This window comes from Dietzia sp. CQ4 (genome assembly GCF_014145125.1).
In the GTDB taxonomy this organism is placed as follows: Bacteria; Actinomycetota; Actinomycetes; order Mycobacteriales; family Mycobacteriaceae; genus Dietzia; species Dietzia natronolimnaea.
Genome location: NZ_JAALDZ010000130.1, coordinates 1 through 19,676, shown reverse-complemented (window position 1 = coordinate 19,676; position 19,676 = coordinate 1). Strand labels below are relative to the sequence as shown.

The 19,676-nt window shown below is 70.3% G+C and carries 16 protein-coding genes; 8 read left to right on the top strand and 8 right to left on the bottom strand.

Annotated elements, in window-relative coordinates:
- Positions 1-79 precede the first annotated feature (79 nt).
- The 4 genes from G6031_RS08325 to G6031_RS08310 form a co-directional block, all read right to left on the bottom strand.
- Positions 80-1,219 carry an Mrp/NBP35 family ATP-binding protein gene (locus G6031_RS08325; RefSeq protein WP_179525585.1) on the bottom strand — a complete coding sequence of 380 codons (1,140 nt, stop codon included), beginning with the start codon at positions 1,217-1,219 and terminating at the stop codon, positions 80-82.
- Between the two features lie 39 nt (positions 1,220-1,258).
- A complete protein-coding gene (locus G6031_RS08320) occupies positions 1,259-2,395 on the bottom strand; it encodes a hypothetical protein (protein ID WP_182653005.1) in 1,137 nt (378 codons plus the stop codon).
- 72 nt (positions 2,396-2,467) lie between these two features.
- Positions 2,468-3,019 (bottom strand): DUF1003 domain-containing protein, encoded by a 552-nt coding sequence (locus tag G6031_RS08315; protein WP_182653004.1) that lies wholly within the window; start codon positions 3,017-3,019, stop codon positions 2,468-2,470.
- Positions 3,016-4,353, bottom strand: a complete 1,338-nt coding sequence (locus G6031_RS08310) for a CBS domain-containing protein (protein ID WP_182653003.1) — start codon at positions 4,351-4,353, stop codon at positions 3,016-3,018. Before G6031_RS08310 ends, G6031_RS08315 begins: the two co-directional genes overlap by 4 nt.
- A gap of 69 nt (positions 4,354-4,422) precedes the next feature.
- Here G6031_RS08310 and G6031_RS08305 point away from each other — a divergent pair, with 69 nt between their 5' ends.
- Genes G6031_RS08305 through G6031_RS08295 form a run of 3 tightly spaced genes read left to right on the top strand, consistent with a single transcriptional unit; the run spans position 4,423 to position 6,568 of the window.
- The gene (locus G6031_RS08305; RefSeq protein ID WP_182653002.1) at positions 4,423-5,463 is read left to right on the top strand and encodes a CoA ester lyase; all 1,041 of its coding nucleotides are present in this window, start codon (positions 4,423-4,425) and stop codon (positions 5,461-5,463) included.
- Positions 5,463-5,963, top strand: a complete 501-nt coding sequence (locus G6031_RS08300) for a general stress protein (RefSeq protein ID WP_179525580.1) — start codon at positions 5,463-5,465, stop codon at positions 5,961-5,963. Before G6031_RS08305 ends, G6031_RS08300 begins: the two co-directional genes overlap by 1 nt.
- A complete protein-coding gene (locus G6031_RS08295; protein ID WP_347238468.1) occupies positions 5,960-6,568 on the top strand; it encodes a suppressor of fused domain protein in 609 nt (202 codons plus the stop codon). Before G6031_RS08300 ends, G6031_RS08295 begins: the two co-directional genes overlap by 4 nt.
- On the opposite strand, the gene G6031_RS08290 is transcribed toward G6031_RS08295, so the two are convergent.
- Positions 6,569-7,660, bottom strand: coding sequence for a magnesium and cobalt transport protein CorA (locus G6031_RS08290; protein WP_182653001.1), 1,092 nt, complete (start codon positions 7,658-7,660; stop codon positions 6,569-6,571).
- 118 nt (positions 7,661-7,778) lie between these two features.
- On the opposite strand from G6031_RS08290, the gene G6031_RS08285 reads away from it, so the two are divergent.
- Positions 7,779-8,693 carry a glycine betaine ABC transporter substrate-binding protein gene (locus G6031_RS08285; protein ID WP_179525578.1) on the top strand — a complete coding sequence of 305 codons (915 nt, stop codon included), beginning with the start codon at positions 7,779-7,781 and terminating at the stop codon, positions 8,691-8,693.
- 117 nt (positions 8,694-8,810) lie between these two features.
- Here G6031_RS08285 and G6031_RS08280 read toward each other — a convergent pair whose 3' ends face one another.
- The 3 genes from G6031_RS08280 to G6031_RS08270 all read right to left on the bottom strand — a co-directional run bounded on the left by G6031_RS08280 (position 8,811) and on the right by G6031_RS08270 (position 14,949).
- Positions 8,811-12,707 carry a multifunctional oxoglutarate decarboxylase/oxoglutarate dehydrogenase thiamine pyrophosphate-binding subunit/dihydrolipoyllysine-residue succinyltransferase subunit gene (locus G6031_RS08280; protein ID WP_182653000.1) on the bottom strand — a complete coding sequence of 1,299 codons (3,897 nt, stop codon included), beginning with the start codon at positions 12,705-12,707 and terminating at the stop codon, positions 8,811-8,813.
- Positions 12,708-12,834: 127 nt separating this feature from the next.
- Positions 12,835-13,530 (bottom strand): hypothetical protein, encoded by a 696-nt coding sequence (locus G6031_RS08275; RefSeq protein WP_179525576.1) that lies wholly within the window; start codon positions 13,528-13,530, stop codon positions 12,835-12,837.
- Positions 13,531-13,614: 84 nt separating this feature from the next.
- Positions 13,615-14,949, bottom strand: coding sequence for a D-arabinono-1,4-lactone oxidase (locus G6031_RS08270; RefSeq protein WP_179525575.1), 1,335 nt, complete (start codon positions 14,947-14,949; stop codon positions 13,615-13,617).
- A 134-nt stretch (positions 14,950-15,083) separates the two neighbouring features.
- Between G6031_RS08270 and G6031_RS08265 the strand changes: the two genes are divergently transcribed.
- The 4 genes from G6031_RS08265 to G6031_RS08250 are packed head-to-tail and all read left to right on the top strand — an operon-like array spanning position 15,084 to position 19,474.
- On the top strand, positions 15,084-15,722 hold the full coding sequence (locus tag G6031_RS08265) for a TetR/AcrR family transcriptional regulator (protein ID WP_179525574.1): 639 nt from the start codon (positions 15,084-15,086) through the stop codon (positions 15,720-15,722).
- 4 nt (positions 15,723-15,726) lie between these two features.
- Entirely contained in the window at positions 15,727-16,911 is a 1,185-nt protein-coding gene (locus G6031_RS08260; protein WP_182652999.1) for an alanine racemase, read from the top strand.
- The gene (locus G6031_RS08255) at positions 16,908-18,242 is read left to right on the top strand and encodes a M20/M25/M40 family metallo-hydrolase (protein WP_182652998.1); all 1,335 of its coding nucleotides are present in this window, start codon (positions 16,908-16,910) and stop codon (positions 18,240-18,242) included. Before G6031_RS08260 ends, G6031_RS08255 begins: the two co-directional genes overlap by 4 nt.
- Entirely contained in the window at positions 18,239-19,474 is a 1,236-nt protein-coding gene (locus G6031_RS08250; protein ID WP_179525571.1) for an MFS transporter, read from the top strand. The genes G6031_RS08255 and G6031_RS08250 overlap by 4 nt, the downstream gene beginning before the upstream one ends.
- Positions 19,475-19,676 lie beyond the last annotated feature (202 nt).

The following is a 19,676-nucleotide window of genomic DNA, read 5'->3' as shown; positions in this document are numbered from 1 at the left end:
GCGTGCGGGCCCCGGGAGGACGCGGGATGCGCCCGCCGTGCGGCGGTCCCGCCGTGCGGCGGTCCGGCCGGTCCGGCGGTCAGAGGTGGCGCGTGGTGTCGATCCCGAGGTTCATCCCCGCCAGTCCGCGCGGCCGGACGGCCAGTCCGTCCGCGATCTCCCTGTACGCCCTGCCGGACGGTGAATCCGGCTCCGCCAGGACGATCGGGGTGCCCTCGTCGCCGTGCTCCCGGACGGCCTGCTCGAGCGGCACCTGGCCGAGCAGGCGCACCGGTGCCCCCACGGAGCGTGAGAGGTTCGCCGCGACCTCGGCCCCACCGCCGGTGCCGAAGACGTCCATGCGGGTGCCGTCGGGGAGTTCGAGCCACGACATGTTCTCGATGACGCCCGCGATCCTCTGACGGGTCTGGAGAGCGATCGACCCCGCCCGCTCGGCCACCTCGGCGGCGGCCTGCTGCGGTGTGGTCACCACGAGGATCTCCGCCGACGGGATGAGTTGGGCGATCGAGATGGCGACGTCACCCGTTCCCGGCGGTAGGTCCATCAGCAGCACGTCGAGGTCGCCCCAGTACACGTCGGCCAGGAACTGCTGGAGGGCGCGGTGCAGCATGGGGCCACGCCACACCACCGGGGTGTTCCCCTTGGTGAACTGGGCGATCGAGATGACCTTGACGTCGTGCGCGACCGGCGGCAGGATCATCTGCTCGACCTGGGTGGGCCGGGCATCGGTGCCCAGCATGCGGGGGATCGAGTGGCCGTAGATGTCCGCGTCGAGGACGCCCACGGACAGTCCACGGGACGCGAGCGCGGTCGCGAGGTTGACCGTGGCGGTGGACTTTCCCACGCCCCCCTTGCCCGAGGCGACCGCGTACACGCGGGTGAGGTTCCCCGGTTGGGCGAACGGGATGACGGGTTCGGCCGCGTCCCCCCGGAGGTGCTTGCGCAGTTCCGTGCGCTGCTCGTCGTTCATCACGTCGAGCTCGACCACGACCTCGCCCACACCGGCGACGTCCGAGACCGCGGTGCGGACCCGGTCGGTGATCGTGTCCCGCATCGGGCACGTGGCCACCGTCAGGTAGATGCCTATCCCGACCCGGCCGGATCCCTCGTCGATGTCGACGCCCTTGACCATGCCGAGCTCCGTGAGCGGCTTTCTGATCTCCGGGTCGTCGACCTTGGCCAGGGCGGCGCGGATCGCTTCTTCGCTGGGTGCACTCATGATGCCCCGAGTCTAGGCGTCGGGGTCCGGGCGGGCGATTCAGGCAGGCGGCGGCACGCAGAACGGTGCGATGCAGGGGAGCTCGAACACCGGGAGCCCGGGTGGGGCCGGCGCGACCTGGGCCGGCGGCGCAGGGGGACGAGGCGCCGGCGCGTTCTCCGGGGACGGCGACGGGGACGGAGACGGCGGCGTGGGTACTGCCGGGGGAGCCGGCGGTGGGGTCACCTCGGTACATCCGGGTACCGGACGGCCGGGCTCGCCCGGCGGCGCGGGCTCCGGTGCCGCGGTGGGCCGACCCTCCCAGCCGTCCGGGCAGTGCTCGGGGGTCTTCGGTGGTTCCACGATCGGCCTGGGCTTGTGGATCTCCGGCAGGTCCGACGGCAACGGGTAGGAGTTGACGGCGTAGCCGTGCGCCCAGGCGTTGACGTTGGCCACGTACGCGAGCGAGTTGTTGTAGGCGAGGACCGCCCGGGTGCGGGCCGCGGGGTCACCCATCGAACCGCCCTGTCCACACAGCAGGTTCGCGGCCGCGAGTGCACCGTCGTAGATGTTGTTGGGGTCGGCCACGCCGTCGCCGTTGCCGTCCCGACCCAGCACCGCCCAGGTGGAGGGGATGAACTGCACGGGGCCGACCGCCCGGTCGAACTCGGTGTCGCCGTCGAACCGCCCGCCGTCGGTGTCGGTGATGACGGCGGTGCCGGGCAGCGAGCCGTCGAGGCGGGGACCGAGGATGCGGCCGATGGTGTTGCCCTGCGCGTCGAAGCGTCCACGGCCCTGGTTGGACTCGACCTGGCCGATGCCCGCGAGAAGTGTCCAGTCCATCTCGCACGCGGGCTTCTCGAGGTTGAGGCGGTCGGTGGCGCGGTGGTAGGCGTCCAGGGCGATGCCGGGGATCCCGAGGGGGCCGTCCGGGATCGTCGCGGGCTCGATGTGTGCGGCGCCGGGGTCCCGGACCTCGCTCGGCGGCGGGGTCTCGGAGGTCGGAGTGGTGGCACCCGCCGCGGTCGTCGTCGGATCCTGGGTGGCGGTCTCGGCCGCCTGCACGATTCCCGATGCCCCGGTGGGCCGACTGTGGTCCATCGTCAGGCTCACGGCGGTGAGCACGCCGATCACGCCCGCGGCGACCGCGGCGCTGGTCAGTGCCCGTCGATCAGTGTTGTGCGCGATCTTGCGCAAAGTTCCCCCTACAACGTCCGGACGGTGTCGCGAGCGGGGTGCGTCGCGGCATCGCTGCCGTGCTGGTCGACGCTACCTCCGGCCCCTGGTGTCTGAATCGTTTTTGCGGCGTTCGGTGTTACCGCCGTCACAATTCTGGTCCGCGAGCAGCGATTCTATGCGCTCGATCGAGCTCCTGAGGTCGTCGAGTTCCCGGCGGAGGTAGTCGCGGGTGACCGTCTCACCCACGGAGAGCCGGACGGAGGCCAGTTCCCGGGCCAGGAACTCGGTGTCCGCCTTGGTCTGGGTGGCCCGCAGCCTGTCCTCCGCGATCGACTCCTTGTCGCGGTCCTCCTGACGGTTCTGGGCCAGGAGGATGAGGGGGGCGGCGTAGGCCGCCTGGGTGGAGAACGCGAGGTTGAGGAGGATGAACGGATAGGGGTCGAAGCGCATCGCCACGACCGTGACGTTGATGAGGATCCAGACGATCACGAGGATCGTCTGGATCAGCAGGTACTGGCCGGTCCCGAAGAACCGGGCGATGGCCTCGCTGTACCGGCCCACGGCGTCCGGGTCGACACTGATGCGGGGCCGCCGCGAGGTGACGGGTGTGGAGAGCGCGGAGCGCGTGCCCGGTTCGGTCACCGACGGACCTCCCTGTGGTCGTGGAGGTCCATGTCACGCCAGTCCTCGGGGAGCAGGTGGTCGAGGAGGTCGTCCACCGCGACCGCCCCCAGGAGATGGCCCTCGTCGTCCACGACGGGACCGCACACGAGGTTATAGGTGGCGAAGAACCTCGTCACCGAGTCCACCGAGTCGGTGGGACGCAGGCTGGACAGGCTGGTGTCCACGGTCTCGGCGACCATCGTCGACGGCAACTCCCTGAGCAGCGCCTGGATGTGGACGCATCCGAGGTATTTGCCCGTCGGGGTGGCCGTGGGGGGTCGGACCACGAAGACGAGGCTCGCCAGCGCCGGGCTCAGGTCGGGATTGCGGCAGTGGGCCAGGGCTTCCGCGACGGTCGTCTGGGGGGACAGGATGATGGGTTCCGGCGTCATGAGCCCGCCGGCGGTGTCCGCGTCGAACGTCAACAGACGGCGGACGGGTGCGGAGCCCTCCGGATGCATGAGTTCGAGGAAGGACTCGGCGTCCTTCTCCGGCATCTCGCCCAGCAGGTCCGCCGCGTCGTCCGGATCCATCGCCTCGAGGACGTCCGCCGCCCGTTCCAGCTCGAGTCGGGTCACGATCTCGGTCTGCTCGTCGTGGGGCAGTTCCTGGAGGATGTCCGCGAGTCGTTCGTCGTCGAGGGTGCGGGCCACCTCGAGCCGACGCACCTCGGGTAGTTCACGCAAGGCGTGCGCGACATCGGCGGGACGGAGATCGGCGTAGTGCTCGACCAGGCTCTCGGCTCCGTGCTCCGGGGTGCCGATGGCGTCGTCGTCGAACCCCTCGATCCGACTCCAGGGCTGGATCGACACCGGCCCCCGGCGGCCGAGGGGCCCGCGCCCACGACGGGCCCGGACGGCCAGCCTGGAGACGAGCCAGTCGCGGGTGCGCTGCCGCTCGATCTCCACGTCGACGACCTGGTAGCGCGACGTCACCGCGTTGCCGGCCGCCGAGACGGCCGAGGGACCGGCCGCGGAGCCGGGCGCGCCGCGCTCCGGATCGACCCCCACGATCGAGTCCACCAGGGACCCGAGCACCAGGTTCTCGCCGGGCCTGGACTGGAATCGGTGCAGGTTGATCGTTCCGGAGATCAGCGCGACCGAGCGGGGCTCGACCGAGGCGACCCTGAGCATGGGCACGAAGATCCGCCGCCGGGTGGGAAGCTCCACCACCAGTCCGAGGACCCGGGGTTGCTTGTGCCGGGCGCGCATCGTCACCACGACGTCGCGGATCCGCCCGATGTCGTCCCCGTCAGGGCCGATCACCGGCAGTCCGGCTAGCCTGGCGACGAAAGCCTTGTTGAGGTTCGCCATGCGGACCAGGTTAGTCACCGGGTGGTGGATCACGCCCCGCCCGCACCGGACCGGAGAGAGTGCCCGCAGATGACCCCCGCCCAGCACACGGAGCCCGCACCGTCGGAGTCCGCCGCGGCGACGATCGCCGGACTGCGCACGCGTCCCCGGCGCACTGTGCTCGCCGTCCCCGGTAGCAGCGTCAAGATGATCGGCAAGGCCCGCGGGTTGCCGGTGGACGAGGTGTTCCTCGACCTCGAGGACGCCGTCGCGGGCCCGGCCAAGGAACAGGCGCGCGAGAAGGTCGTCGAGGCGCTCACCAGCGGTGGCTTCGCCGCGCCGACCGTGGTGGTGAGGGTGAACGCCTGGGACACCGAGTACACCGTCCGGGACGTCACGGAGGTGGTCGGCAGGGCGGGCGCCCACGTCGACGCGCTCCTCCTGCCCAAGGCGCGGTCGGGCGCGGAGGTCCGGGCACTCGACCTGGTGCTCACCCAGGTGGAGAAGGCGGCGGGCCTGCCGGTCGGGCACATCGGTATCGAGCCCCAGATCGAGGACGCGCTCGGTCTCACCAACATCGACGAGATCGCCACCGCGAGCGCGCGGGTCCTCACGCTGGTGTTCGGTCCCGCGGACTTCATGGCCTCGATCGGCATGCGCACCCTCACCGTCGGGGAGCAGCCGGAGGGGTACGCGCCGGGCGACGCCTACCACCACGTTCTGTTGAGCATCCTCGTCTCCGCCCGGGCGCACGGTCTCCAGGCGATCGACGGGCCGTTCCTCAAGGTGCGGGACGTGGAGGGCTTCCGCAGGGCGGCGGCCCGCACCGCGGCACTGGGCTTCGACGGCAAGTGGGTCCTGCATCCCGCCCAGGTGGACGCGGGCAACGAGGTGTTCAGCCCGCGTCAGGACGAGTTCGACAAGGCGGAGGGGATCCTCGCCGCCTATGCACACTCCACGTCCGAGGAGGGCGGGGCCCGGGGCGCGGTGATGTTCGGTGACGAGATGCTCGACGAGGCCAGCCGTAAGATGGCACTGGTGGTCTCCGCACGGGGGCGGGCAGCGGGGATGACGACGACGGCCGCCCGAGAGACCGATCCGAACGGGTCGACGACGGAAGGATCGATGTGATGACCACTCCGGTGTCCCCGACCACGGGCCGGCGCGGGCAGACGCCCGGGTTGCCCACGCCCCCCACCGGGTGGGTGGTCGGTTCCTACCCCACCTACGCGCAGGCCCAGGCGGCCGTGGACCACCTCGCGGACGAGGAGTTCCCCGTCCACGAGGTGACCATCGTGGGCGTGGACCTCATGCAGGTGGAGCGTGTCACCGGCCGGCTGACCTGGCCCAAGATCCTGCTCGGCGGACTGGCGACCGGCGCGTGGCTCGGACTGTTCGTGGGCCTGCTGGTCGGCATCTTCACCCAGCCGATGTGGGGAGTCGTCCTCACCGGACTGATCGGTGGTTCGGTGTTCGGTGTGGTCTCCGCCTCGCTGTCCTACGCCGCGACTCGGGGAAAGCGCGACTTCGCGTCGACCTCCCAGCTGGTCGCCGGACGGTACGACATCCTGTGCGAGCCCGGGAACGCCGAGAAGGTCCGCGACGAACTCGCACGCCTCGGCCTCAAGTGACGCTCCCGGGAGACCCTTCCGACTCGTCGTCCGTCCTGACCGCGGTCCGCGAGCATCTCATCGCGCATCTCGGCCCCGAGCCGCAGGAGGCGTCGGTGACCTTCCTGGGGGCGGCACCGATCCGGGTCCTGCGCTTCGTGGACATCGAGTCCGGCCTGGTCAGATACGCCTCGCTCGGGTGTTCGGCCGACCCGATGGGGGACCCGTCCGCGCTGGTCCCCGACCCGACCGCGCCGCGGGCCGAACTCTCCCTGGTGTTGCGGGGCGGCGTGGACGGGCTCGTCCGCGCCCTGGCCGTGCTCGCGGCCGCCCCGGCGGTCGAGGGCCTGGTGCTGTCCGAGGGCGCTCTCATCGATCTCGGGGAGCCGCTGTGGCCGGGCGCGGCGTTCACCGCGGTCGTGCTGCGGGCGCCCGAGATCCCCGACGTCGAGGTGGGTGGGGAGTCCGCCCCCGTCAGGATCTTCCGAGCGGTCCCGGTGACGCACACCGAGGCGGCCTGGGTCCGGCTCAAGGGAGCGGGGGAACTCGAGGACGCGTGGGCCGAGGCCGGGATCGACGTGACCGATCCGGCGCGCCGCGCGGTGAATCCGGGTCTGACCCGCTGACTACAGCCAGCGGTTCCTGCGGAAGAGCAGGAACAACCCGGTGCACGCGGCGGCCATGACCCCGAGCACCAGGTAGTAGCCGTACTCGGAATGCAGTTCGGGCATGTTGGTGAAGTTCATCCCGTAGATCCCCGCGATCATCGTGGGCACGACCGCGATCGCCACCCACGCGGAGATCCGCCGCATGTCGGTGTTCTGCTGCACCCCGATCATCGCCATGGCCGCGTTGACCAACGAGGTGATCTGCTCGTCGAGGGTCGTGACCTCCGCCGCGACCTGGCTGTGGTGGTCGTGGACGTCGCGGAAGTAGTGCCGGATCTCGGCGGGGATCAGGTCGAGATGCTCGACCGCCAGGCGCCGCAGGGGCAGGGCCAGGGGAGCGATGTCGTGCTTGAGCTCGAGCAGCTCACGCTTGAGCAGGTAGATCTGCTCGATGTCGACACGGGTGCGGGGGGCGAAGACGGCGGTCTCCAGGTCGTCGACGTCCCCGCTCATCCCCTCGGCCACCTCGAGGTAGCTGTCCACCACCCGGTCGGCCACGGCGTGCATCACCGTCGACGGCCCCCGGAGCAGCCTCTCGGGCGCGCTCTCGAGCTCCGCGCGGATGTCGGCGAGGCCGGTGAAGTCCCCGTGACGGACGGTCACCACGAAGTCGCGGCCCAGGACCACCATGACCTCACCGGTGGAGACGATGTCGTTGGTCTCGGTGATCGACTCGTGCTCGAGGTACCTGACCGTCGACATGTTGAGGACCAGGGAGTCGTCGTAGGCCTCCAGTTTGGGCCGCTGCCGTCCGCTGGCGGCGTCCTCGGAGATCAGCTCGTGGAGACCGAACTCCCTCGCCAGCGCCTCCATCTGGTGCGGGTCCGGGGCGTGGAGCCCGACCCACACGAACCCCCGCCCGGCCTCTCGTACGTGCCGGATCGCGGCCCGGTGGGTGAAGCGCCCCGGGACACGGACGCCGTCGACGTAGACACCGCAGTCGACCACCGCGCGTTCGGTGGGAACGGTCAGCCGGGTGCGTGGGGGGAAGGGGGTGGCCGTGTCGCCCCGCCGTCTTCGGATACTCGGCACCAGCGCCCCCTCACTCATCACCATGACACTATCCGGCGCCGGGCCTCGACACGATGGGCGTTAGGGTTCTGCTGGGAGACTGGCGGACAGGTGTCGCACGACCGGGTGCGGACGTGGTGAGGAAGGACGTGGTCGAGTGCGGCGGACGGGGGAGCGGGCCGGGGTGCGCGGACTGGCGATCGCCGGGGTTGCGGTGGTGGCACTGACCGGATGCCAGGCGCAGTCGTCGATCGTCCCCGCCCACGAGTCCGATCCGGTCGTGGTGATCGAGACCGCGTCCTTCGGTGAGGCCGAGGTCGTCGGCCACATCTACGGCAACGCCCTGTTGAGATCGGGCTCCCGGGTCACTCTGCGTCCGCAGTCGGGAGACCAGGCCGAGGTCCTCGAGTCGGTGACGACGGGAGACGCCACGTTCACCATCGGGTTCACCGGGGAGTTGCTCCGCGCGTTCGATCCGGGCTCCACCGTGGTCGAGGCCGACGAGGTGTACACCGCGATGATGGCCGCCCTCCCCGAGGGGGTCACCGCAGCCGACCCGGCTCCCGCCGAGGACGCCCCCGTCTACGTGGTGACCCGGCACACCTCGGAGACACGCGGTCTGCGGACCATGTCCGACCTCGCCGGACGCTGCGGGGAGTTCACACTGGGCGCACGCCAGGAGGCGCTCGCGGACCGCGAGCTCGCCACCGCGGTGGGTGGGACGTACGACTGCGGGTTCGGGCGGAGGGTGGCGCTGGGCCCGAACCCGCGCGCGGTGTTCGACGCACTGCGCGCGGGGGAGATCGGCGTGGGGCTGGTCCAGTCGACCGACCCGGTCCTGGATCCCGACGACATGGTGCCGCTGGACGACGACGAGGACGCCATCCTGGCCCAACACGTCGTCCCGGTGTTCCGCAAGGGCTCACTCTCCGAGGACCAACTCGCCCTGGTCAACCGGATCAGCGGCGAGCTGACCACGGAGGACGTGCGGGAGCTCCTGCTCGGGGTGGAGTTCGGCACCTCCACCCCGACCGATCTCGCCAACTACTGGCTGGACTCGCACGACTACTGAGCCACGGGCGCACGGGACCGGCCCCGGGCGCACGGGACAGGCCCCGGGCGCACGGGACAGGCCCCGGGCGATCGCCGCCGGGGGGCGCGGAGACCCGCGCCTACCCCGTGGCCGCGATCAGGAGAACGCCTCGTCCACGAGCGCCTTCTGCTCGACCGCGTGGACCTTGCTCAGGCCGGTCGACGTGGCGGCCATGGCCCGTCGAGACACCCGCTTGAGCGGCGGGAACTCCGGGATGACCTCCGGCAGGTTGAGTGCGAGGAAGCTCCACGCGCCCTGGTTGGCCGGTTCCTCCTGCACCCACCGGACCTCGGTGAGGTTCGGGTAGTGGCTGAGCGCCTCGCGGAGGCGACGGAACGGGATCGGGTGGATCTGTTCCAGCCGGACGATCGCGACGTCGTCGTGGCCTTCCTTCTCCTGCCGTGCCGCCAGCTCGTAGTAGAGCTTGCCCGAGACCAGGAGCATGGTCTTGACCTTCTCCGGGTCCTTGCCACCGTCGACGAAGGTGGGATCGTCGAGCACCGAACGGAACTTGCCCGAGGTGAAGTCGGCGAGGGCGCTGACGGCCTTCTTGTTCCGCAGCATCGACTTGGGGGTGAAGACGATCTGGGGGCGCTTGATGCCGTCGGTGGCGTGGCGACGCATGAGGTGGAAGTAGTTCGCCGGGGTCGACGGTTGCGCGACCGTCATCGACCCCTCCGCGCACAGCTGCAGGAAGCGTTCCATGCGCCCTGAGGTGTGGTCCGGGCCCATGCCCTCGTGGCCGTGCGGCAGGAGCAGGGTGACCGAGGACTTCTGACCCCACTTGGCCTCACCGGAGGAGATGTACTCGTCGATGATGGTCTGGGCACCGTTGACGAAGTCGCCGAACTGCGCCTCCCACAGGACCAGCGCCTCCGGGTCGCCCACGGAGTAGCCGTACTCGAACCCGACACCGGCGTACTCGGTGAGCGCGGAGTTCCACACCTCGAACCGGCCGTCGGCCTCGTCGAGGTTCTGCAGCGGCGAGTAGGGCTCGGCAGTGGTCTTGTCGACCACCACCACGTGCCGCTGCGTGAAGGTGCCGCGCTGCGAGTCCTGGCCGGCCAGGCGAACGGTCCGGCCCTCCATGACGAGCGAACCGATCGCGAGCAGCTCGGCGAACGCCCAGTCGATGTTCCCGTTGTAGGCCATCTTCTGGCGCGCCTCGTAGACCGGCTTGACACGCGAGTGGATGTGGAAGTCCTCGGGCAGGTTGCCGAAGGCGTCGCCGATCGCGTGGATGACCGACTCGTCGACCGCGGTCACCAGACGCTTGGGCAGCGGCTGGTTCGGCAGGATCGACTCGGATGCCTTGACCGGGTGCTTCTCGAGTTCGCGGACCTCGTTGAAGACCCGCTCGAGCTGGCCCTGGAAGTCGCGCAGGGCGTTCTCGGCCTCCTTCTCGGTGATGTCACCGCGACCGACGAGATCGTCGGTGTAGGACTGGCGGACGCTCTTCTTGCCGTCGATCACCTCGTACATCCGGGGCTGCGTCATCGACGGGTCGTCGGCCTCGTTGTGGCCGCGGCGGCGGTAGCAGACGAGGTCGATCACGACGTCCTTCTTGAACTGCTGGCGGAAGTCCATCGCCAACCGCGCCACCCGCACACACGCCTCCGGGTCGTCACCGTTGACGTGGAAGATCGGGGCGCCGATCATCTTGGCGACGTCCGTGGAGTACTGGCTGGACCGACCGGCCTCGGGGGCGGTGGTGAATCCGATCTGGTTGTTGACGACGATGTGGATCGTCCCGCCGGTGCGGTACCCGTCGATCTGGGACAGGTTGAGCGTCTCCGCCACCACCCCCTGGCCGGCGAAGGCCGCGTCACCGTGGAGCATGAGCGGGACGACCGGGTACTCGGCACGCCACTCCGGGTCCTCGATGAGGTCCTGCTTGGCCCGCACGATCCCCTCCAGGACGGGGTCGACGGCCTCGAGGTGCGACGGATTGGCGGTGAGCGAGACCTTGATCTCGTTCTCCCCGAACATCTGGTACTGGATGCCCTCGGCGCCGAGGTGGTACTTGACGTCACCCGAGCCGTGGGCGGCCGAGGGGTCCATGTTGCCCTCGAACTCGGTGAAGATCTGCCGGTAGGGCTTGCCCACGATGTTGGCCAGGACGTTCAGGCGGCCGCGGTGCGGCATGCCGATCACGACCTCGTCGAGCGCGAACTCGGCGGCCTCGTCGATGACCGCATCCATCATCGGGATGACCGATTCGGCGCCCTCCAGGGAGAAGCGCTTCTGTCCGACGTACTTGGTCTGCAGGAAGGTCTCGAACGCCTCCGCCGCGTTGACCTTGGACAGGATGTACTTCTGCTCGGCGACCGTCGGCTTGTCGTCGACACCCTCGAGTCGTTCCTGGATCCACTGGCGTTGTTCGTTCTCGAGGATGTGGGTGTACTCGATACCGATCTTGCGGCAGTACGCCGCGCGCAGCGCAGACAGGACGTCGCGCAGGCGCATCTTGTCCTTGCCGACGAACCCACCCACGGAGAACTTGCGGTCCAGGTCCCACAGCGTCAACTCGTGGGAGTTGACGTCGAGGTCCGGGTGGAAGGTGCGGCGACGCTTGGCGTGCCTCCCGTCCAGGGGGTCGATATCGGCCATGAGGTGGCCGCGGTCGCGGTAGGCCGCGATCAGCTCGAGCACCCGGGCGTCCTTGTCCACGCGCGGGTCGGTGATGTCCTGACGCCACCGGACGGGCTCGTAGGGGATGCCGAGGACGTCGAAGATCTCGTCGTAGAACTCGTCGGCGAGCAGGAGACGGTGGATCTCGCGGAGGAACTCCCCGGATTCCGCACCCTGGATGATCCGGTGGTCGTAGGTCGAGGTGAGGGTGGTGATCTTGCCGATGGCGTTGTTGGCCAGCTGCTCGTCGCTGGCACCCTGGAACTCGGCCGGGTACTCCATCGCACCGACACCGAGGATCGTGCCCTGCCCCACGGTCAGTCGCGGCACAGAGTGGACGGTGCCGATCCCGCCGGGGTTCGTCAGCGAGATGGTGACCCCCGAGAAGTCCTCCATCGTCAGCTTGCCGATGCGGGCGCGGGAGACGATGTCCTCGTAGGCGTCGAGGAAGCCGCGGAAGGTCAGTTCCTCGCAGTTCCTGATGGCGGCCACGACAAGGGTGCGCCCCGCCTTGGTCTTCATGTCGATCGCCAGGCCGAGGTTGATCCCGTTCGGGGTCACGACGTTGGGCTTGCCGTCGACTTCCTCGAAGTGGTTGTTCATGTTCGGGTAGGACTTGATCGCCTGCACCATCGCGTACCCGATGAGGTGGGTGAAGGAGATCTTGCCGCCGTGGGTCCGCTTGAGGTGGTTGTTGATGACGACGCGGTTGTCGATCATGAGCTTGGCCGGAATCGCACGGACCGAGGTGGCCGTGGGCAACGTCAGCGACGCGTTCATGTTCTTGACGATCGCGTTGGCCGGGCCGCGCAGGACCTTGTTCTCTGCTTCCTCGGGCGGCGTGTACTCGGGCCGCGTGGTCCGCTTGGCGGCGGGTGCCTCCGACTTGCCACGCGAGCTCGGCGTCCGCGCGGGGGCCGGCACACCCCGCCCGCGTGCCTTGCTCTTCGGGGAGCTCTCGGCCGTGGGCTTGGCGGCCACGTCCTCGGCTGACGACTCGGGAGACATGTCCGCGACGGTCAGCTCCGAGGTCTTCTGGGTGTTCGCGTCGGGGGTGGCGTTGTCGCCCCCGGACTTCTCGTCGGAGACCTTCTTGCCGCTCTTGCCGGCACTCTTCTTCTCTCCACCGGTCTTGCCACCACTGGTCTTCCCACCAGCCCGTGCGTCACCCCCGTCCGCAGCCGGACCGGCACCGGACGAGCCGTTCGACGCACTCCGACCGCTCACGGCCGCGGCCCCGGGGTTCGCGTCGAAGAACTCGTGCCAGGACTTATCCACGGAGGACGGGTCCTTGGAGAACCGCTCGTACATCTCGTCGACGAGCCACTGGTTCTGTCCGAACTGTGAGACGGTGTTGCTCACGATGTTGTGGTGCCTTCCTGGTCTGTGGTGGGTTTCACACGCAATGAACCCAGGCTAGACCTTCTGCGCGTTCTCGGCCTTCCGATCTCACCTGACAGGGGGATGCGGTGCGCTCGACGCACGGGGGTCAGGTCGAGGGCCAGCTGTCCGGAGGGGTCCCGAAGGTGGTCGCCGCCGCCTTCACGACGGTCCGACCCAGCCGTCGGTTCCCCCAGCCCCCCACCGCCGCGCCGATGCCCGCGGGGGCGAGCTTGCCCATGGCGAGGGTCGCCCGCTTCACCGCGAACTTCCGGGCGAACCGGGACACCATCCGACGATTGACCTCCTTCAGACCCGGGAGCCCCAGCGACCTTCCGGCGAGCGACCCGCCGGCGGAGGCCCCGCCGCTCGTGCTGACCGCGTTGGCCAGGATCGCGGTGCCCGACGCCCCGAGCATGACGGTCATCACGAGCAGCTCCTCGTGCTCGCCGACCCTCACGTCCACGCCGTGGACCTCCGCGACGGCCAGGGTGTAGAACGCGGCGGCCTCGATGAACACCAGCGACTCGGCGCCGATCGCGCCGAACGCGACGATGGTGCCGACCCCGGGGACGGCCGCCGTGGCGCCCACGGCTGCGCCGGACGCGGTGACGGCGCTCAGGAAGCGGGAGTCGAGCCGGTCGCGGATGCGCGCGGGACTCTCATCCGGATGGTTCTCGCGGAGCTTGCGGACGTAGGCGCGCGCGGCCCCGGCCTGGCTCCGTATCGCCTTCCGGAGGGCCCCTGTGGCGATTCCGGCGAGTGGACCGGAGACGTCGGTGTCGGCGGGGACGCGTTCTGGCACGGGATCTCCTCGAGGGTGGTCACGACAGGGTCGGCTGCCCTTGTCCGTCACTCCACGGTACGGAGGATCACGGGGTCCCGCCTCCTACGGGAGGACCTGTTCGGTGTACTGGTTCGCGAAGACCCGGTCCGGGTCCAGTCGGTCCCGCACGGCGACGAAATCGTCGAAGTGTCGGATGGTGTCGGACAGGTCGGCGGCGGTCCGGGTGTGCATCTTCCCCCAGTGGGGTCGACCGTCCGCGGCGAGGAAGATCTCCTCGGCCGATCGGAAGAGCTCGGTGTGGTCCATCAGGTGGAACTGGTGGACCGCGATGTAGCAGACGTCCCGCTGGTGGGCGGTCGACATCCACACGTCGTCCGCGGCGGCGAACCGCACCTCGACGGGGAACGGCGTGACGATGCCGGAGCGGTCGATCATGTCCCGGAGGTCCCTCACCACGGCCGCGGCCGCGGCCACCGGCACCGCGTACTCCATCTCGCGGAAGCGGACCCGTCGTGAGGAGGCGAAGACCCGGTAGCTGCGATCGGTGTACGCGCGGGCCGACATCGCCCGGGCGGCGAGGCGGTTGATCCGGGGTGTCAGCGAGGGCCGACGGGCGGCCGTCCGGCACAACGCACCGAACGCCTCGTTGGCCAGGAACTCCTCGCCCACGAGCTCGCGGAACCTGCCCAGGGGCTGCAGCTCGGTGTCGCCCGGCAGCCGGGTGTGGCGTTTGACGGTCACGGCGTCGGTGTGGGGGAACCAGAAGAACTCCGCGTGGTCGGCCGAGCCCGCGAAGCCCTCGAGATCGGCGAGCGCGGCGGTCAGGGTCCACGGGTGTTCCTCGGCGCTCAGCGCGAACGCCGGCACGCAGTGGATCGTCATCTTGGTGATGATCCCGATCGCACCGATCCCGAGTCGCGCCGCCTCGAACACCTCAGGATTCGTCTCGCGGGAACAGTTCAGGACGGAACCGTCGGCGGCGACGAGCTGCAGACCGACGACGGTGGCCGGCAGGCCGACAGCGTGCCGACCCGTGCCGTGGGTCCCCGTCGACACCGCGCCGGCGAGCGACTGTTCCGCGAAATCCCCGAGATTCGGTTGCGCGAGTCCCAGGTCCCACAGAAGAGGGCCGAGCCGGTGCAGTCGCGTGCCCGCCCAGACGGTCACGTCAGCCCCGTCGACGTGCCCGTCGGGGGCGCGGGTCGGGACGATCGACTCGATCCCCGTCAGGTCGTCGAGTGAGATCAGGACCCCGTCCGTCGCCGCGGCCGGGGTGAAGGAATGTCCGGCGCCCACGCACTTGACCCGGGTGCCCCGGTCGGCGGCGGTGCGCACGATGTCCGTGACCTCCGCGACGGTCGTGGGGTCGCACCGGCCGGACGGCGAGGCGATGACGTTTCCGGCCCAGTTCTGCCACGGTGTGGTCGAGGTCGTCATGGCTGCCGAGATTACCCCCCGCTTCACCGTCGAAGGGGGGCAACCTGGACGACAGACCTGACCGCGGGGCGGTGCCCTGTGCGATCCGGGGACGAAGTGTGCCCGCCGCAGGGTCGTCGTCGTACCATGGACGGGTGACCAGACGCCTCCCATCCGATCAGCGCAGAGCGCAGCTCCTCCGGGCCGCCCTGGAGATCGCCGAACATGACGGGTTAGGCGCGGTGACCGTCCGCGGCGTCGCGGAGCGGGCCGGCGTCTCCCTCGGTGTCGTCCACTACTGCTACACGGATAAGGAAGAGCTCCTCCGTGAGGTGATCGGTGCGGTCAACTCGGAGGTGCACCAGGCGGCACGGGCGTTCATCAACGTCGACTTCGACTCCGGCGCCATGGGCAGGGAGGGGCTGCGACGGAGGTTGTACGAGGCCATCGACCTGATCTGGGCCGTCATCTCCGCTTCTCCCGACCGGCAGCTCCTCACCTACGAGATCGTCTCCTACTCGCTGCGTACGTACGGGACACCCGAGATCGGCCTGGCCCGCCACCAGCAGGAGTCCAACGAGGAGATCATCCGCTCGGTGCTCGGGCGGACCGCCCAGTCCGCGGGTATGCGCTGGGGTATGGGCCTCGACGACATGGTCCGTGTCGTGGAGGCCACGGTCGCGGGCATCGGTCTGCGCTGGCAGATCTGCCGGGACGACGACGAGGCGATCGCCCTTCTCCACCGGGCGGTCGACCTCGTGGTGGCGGACGCGCATCCGCTCGACGGTGAGTAGGCCGGTGTCCGGACCCGGCACCGACGCCGTGGACGCCGTGGACACGGCCACCGCCGGACTGGACGCGCCGCTCGCCGCGCTGCACCTGCCCACCCTGCGGGCGAACCTGGCCGACCTGCGGCGACGAGCAGGCGGGACGCGGATCCGGATCGCCAGCAAGTCCGTCAGGTCGCGCGGGGTGCTCGAGGAGGTCCTCGGTCCGGGGCTCCGGGGTGACGACTCGGTACGCGGCATCATGGCCTATTCGCTCACCGAGGCCCTGTGGCTCGTGGACGCGGGGTGCGACGACGTCCTGCTCGGGTACCCCACGGTCGACCGCGCGGCGCTCGCGCGACTGGGGGCGGATCCGGCCGCGCTCGACGCGGTGACCCTGATGGTCGACGACGAACGCCAGCTGGAGATCGCCCGCGAGTCGGGTGCCGGTGGGGCGAGGGTGTGCGTCGACGTGGACGCCTCGCTCCGGTTCGGACCCCTCCACCTGGGCGTCAGGCGGTCCCCGCTCCGGGGCCCCGCCGACGTCGAGCCGCTGGTCCGTCGAGCCGTGGCCTCGGGCTTCCGGGTGGTCGGTGTGATGTTCTACGAGGCGCAGGTCGCCGGCGTCCCCGACGACGTCAGGGGTATCGGCGTGGTCAAGGCGCTGTCGATGCGCCGTCTGCTCGGGATCCGGGGGGCCGTCGCCGGAGTGGTCGCCGACGTCACCGGGGAGCGACCCGAGATCGTCAACTCGGGTGGCTCCGGTTCGATCGCCGAGAGCGCCGCGGATCCCGCCGTCACCGAGGTGACCGCCGGGTCGGGTCTCTTCGTCCCCGGGTTGTTCGACCGCTACCGCTCGTTCACACCGCGACCCTCGCTGTTCTTCGCCCTTCCGGCGGTCCGGACCCCGGCCCCTGGCCTCACGACCTTCCTCTACGGGGGGTACGTGGCCTCCGGGGTGCCGGGGCCGGATCGGCTGCCCGTCCCCGCCCGCCCCGCGGGGTTGCGGTACCTGGGCAGGGAGGGCGCCGGAGAGGTGCAGACCCCCGTGCGAGGGGAGGTGGCGATAGGCGACCGCGCCTGGTGGCGCCACGCGAAGGCTGGAGAGGTCTGCGAGCGGTTCGACACGCTCCACGTGGTGGACGAGACTGCACAGGGACCAGCGGTGGTGGATCGCTGGCCCACCTACCGTGGGGAAGGGATGTGCTTCGGATGACGGACACCGTGCCGATGACCGACGAGATGCGGGAACTCCTGCACTCCGAGGCCGTCTCGATCACAGCTGACCTGGTGTCCATCGACTCGACCAACACCGGCGACCCCGCCACGATCGGCGACGGTGAGACCCGTGTGTGCCGACGTATCGCGGAGTACCTGGACGAGGTGGGGATCCCGAGCGAGTTGGTGGAGTCCGTGCCCGGTCGCGGAAGTCTGTTCGCCCGTGTCGACGGGTCGGACCCGGCCGCCGGCGGACTGGTCGTGCACGGGCACGTCGACGTGGTCCCCGCGGTCGCAGAGGACTGGTCGGTCCCGCCGTTCGCGGGTGAGATCCACGACGGCTGGCTTTACGGCCGTGGAACCGTGGACATGAAGAACATGATCGGCATGATGCTCGCCGTCGTGCGCCACTACCGCCGTGAGGGCATCGTCCCGCGCAGACCCCTGTTGCTCGCCTTCTTCGCCGACGAGGAAGCCGCCGGGACGATGGGGGCGCGGTGGGTGGTGCGGGAACGTCCCGACATCTTCGACGGCATGACCCACGCACTCAGCGAGGTCGGGGGGTGGTCCGTACCGGTGGCGGGTCGGCGGCTCTACCCGATCGCGGTCGCGGAGAAGGGCGTCGCCTGGGCGCGGGTGAGCGCGAAGGGGGCCGCGGCCCACGCGTCCCGCCCGACCCCGGACAACGCGGTCGCGGCGATCGCGGGTGCCGTCCACCGGGTCGCGAGCCGGCACTTCCCCGTCGCGCCCACGGAGGCCAACACCGCCCTCGCCGCGGCGGTCGGGGAGCTCGCCGGGTCGAGCGGTGACGTCGCGGACCTGCCCGCGCACCTCGACGTGCTCGGGCACTTCGGCCCACTGGTGGAGGCGTCGCTCTCCCACACCGCCTCGCCGACCGTCCTGTCGGCCGGGTACAAGACCAACGTCATCCCCTCCGAGGCGTTCGCCGAGATCGACTGCCGCGTCCTGCCCGGTGGCGAGGAGACCTTCCGCGCGGAGATCGAGGACGAGCTCGGACCCGACGTGGCGGTCGACTGGATCTGGCAACCGCCGATCGCCGCGCCCGCCGACGACCCGCTGGTCTCGGTCATCCGGGAGGCGGTCCGCGAGGCGGACCCCGGCTCCCTGGTCGTGCCGTACCTGCTGCCGGCGAGCACGGACAACAAACACCTCGCTCCGCTGGGGATCCACGGCTACGGCTTCGTCCCGCTGCGGGTGCCGGACGAGTTCGACGTCTTCGGCCACTTCCACGCCGTCGACGAGAGGGTCCCCGTCGACGCGCTCCACTTCGGCGCCGATGTCCTGGCCCGTGTGCTCCGGTCGGCGTGAGGGGCCCGTTCTCGGGTAGCCGGACCGCGCAGCCGCGAACACCGCTACCCGCCGATGTGTGGGTACTGGTCGCGGCGGCCTTCGCCGTCGCGATCGGCTACGGTCTCGTCGCACCCGTCCTCCCGCAGTACGCCCGGAGCTTCGACGTCTCCGTGACCGCCGCGTCGGTGGTCGTGAGCGCGTTCGCGTTCTTCCGCCTGGTGTTCGCTCCCGCCGGCGGGTTCCTCGTGGACCGTCTGGGCGAACGCTGGGTCTACATGTCGGGCCTGCTCATCGTGGTGGTGTCGACCCTGGCCACGGGCGTCGCCCAGACCTACTGGCAGCTGCTGGTGTTCCGGGGACTCGGTGGACTCGGGTCGACGATGTTCACCATCTCGGCGATGGCGTTGCTCACCCGCCTCTCGCCACCCGGAGCCAGAGGACGGATCGCCGGGCTCTACGCCACCGCCTTCCTCATCGGCAACATCGGCGGGCCGGTCCTCGGCGGATTGCTCGCCGGCTTCGGGATGCGGGTGCCGTTCTTCGTCTACTCCTTCACCCTGCTCGTCGCGACCGGAGTGGTGGCGGTGTTCCTCCGGGGAGGCCGCCGGCCCTCGGCGGACGACGGGACGGAGGAGCAGGAGGCGCTGCCGGTGCGCGAGGCACTCCGCCACAGCGGGTACCGCGCCGCGCTCGTGTCGAGTTTCGTCAACGGATGGAGTTCCTTCGGCGTACGGGTGGCCATCGTCCCGCTCTTCGCCGCCGCGAACTTCGACGCCGGTGCGGGGATCGCCGGCACCGCGCTCGCCTCCTTCGCGGTGGGCACCGCCGCCGTCATCTCGGTGGCCGGGTGGTTGTCCGACCGGTACGGACGACGGCCGCTGGTGATCGGTGGCCTCCTGGTGTCCGGGGTGTCCACACTCGTGCTGGGCTGGTGCGATACCGTTCCGCTCCTCGTGGCCGCCTCGGTGGTGGCGGGCATGGGGGCGGGGGTGCTCAACCCGGCACAACAGGCCTCGGTCGCGGATGTGATCGGAGCGGATCGCGCGGGCGGGAAGGTGCTCGCGACCTTCCAGATGGCCAGCGACTCCGGTGCGATCCTCGGCCCGGTGCTGGTGGGTCTCGTCGTGGACCTGTTCGGCTACACCGCCGGATTCGCACTCTCCGGAGGTCTGCTGCTGGCCGCGGTCGTCCCGTGGCTCGTCGCCAGAGAGACCCACGAGCACCTGGTCCGGGGAACCACGGGGGAGTGACCTGCGCCGCCGTGTCGCGAACGGGGCCTCCGACGCCGTAGCATGAGTCACCTCATGAGCAACGACAACGAGGACCGTACCGCCACCGCCGGCGACGAGGTCGAGACCGCCGCCAGCACCCCAGAGACCACCGACCCCACCGCCGAGACGGCGGACGACCGCGTCCCACCCGAGGCCGAGGCCGCCGCAGAGGCGCCCGCCG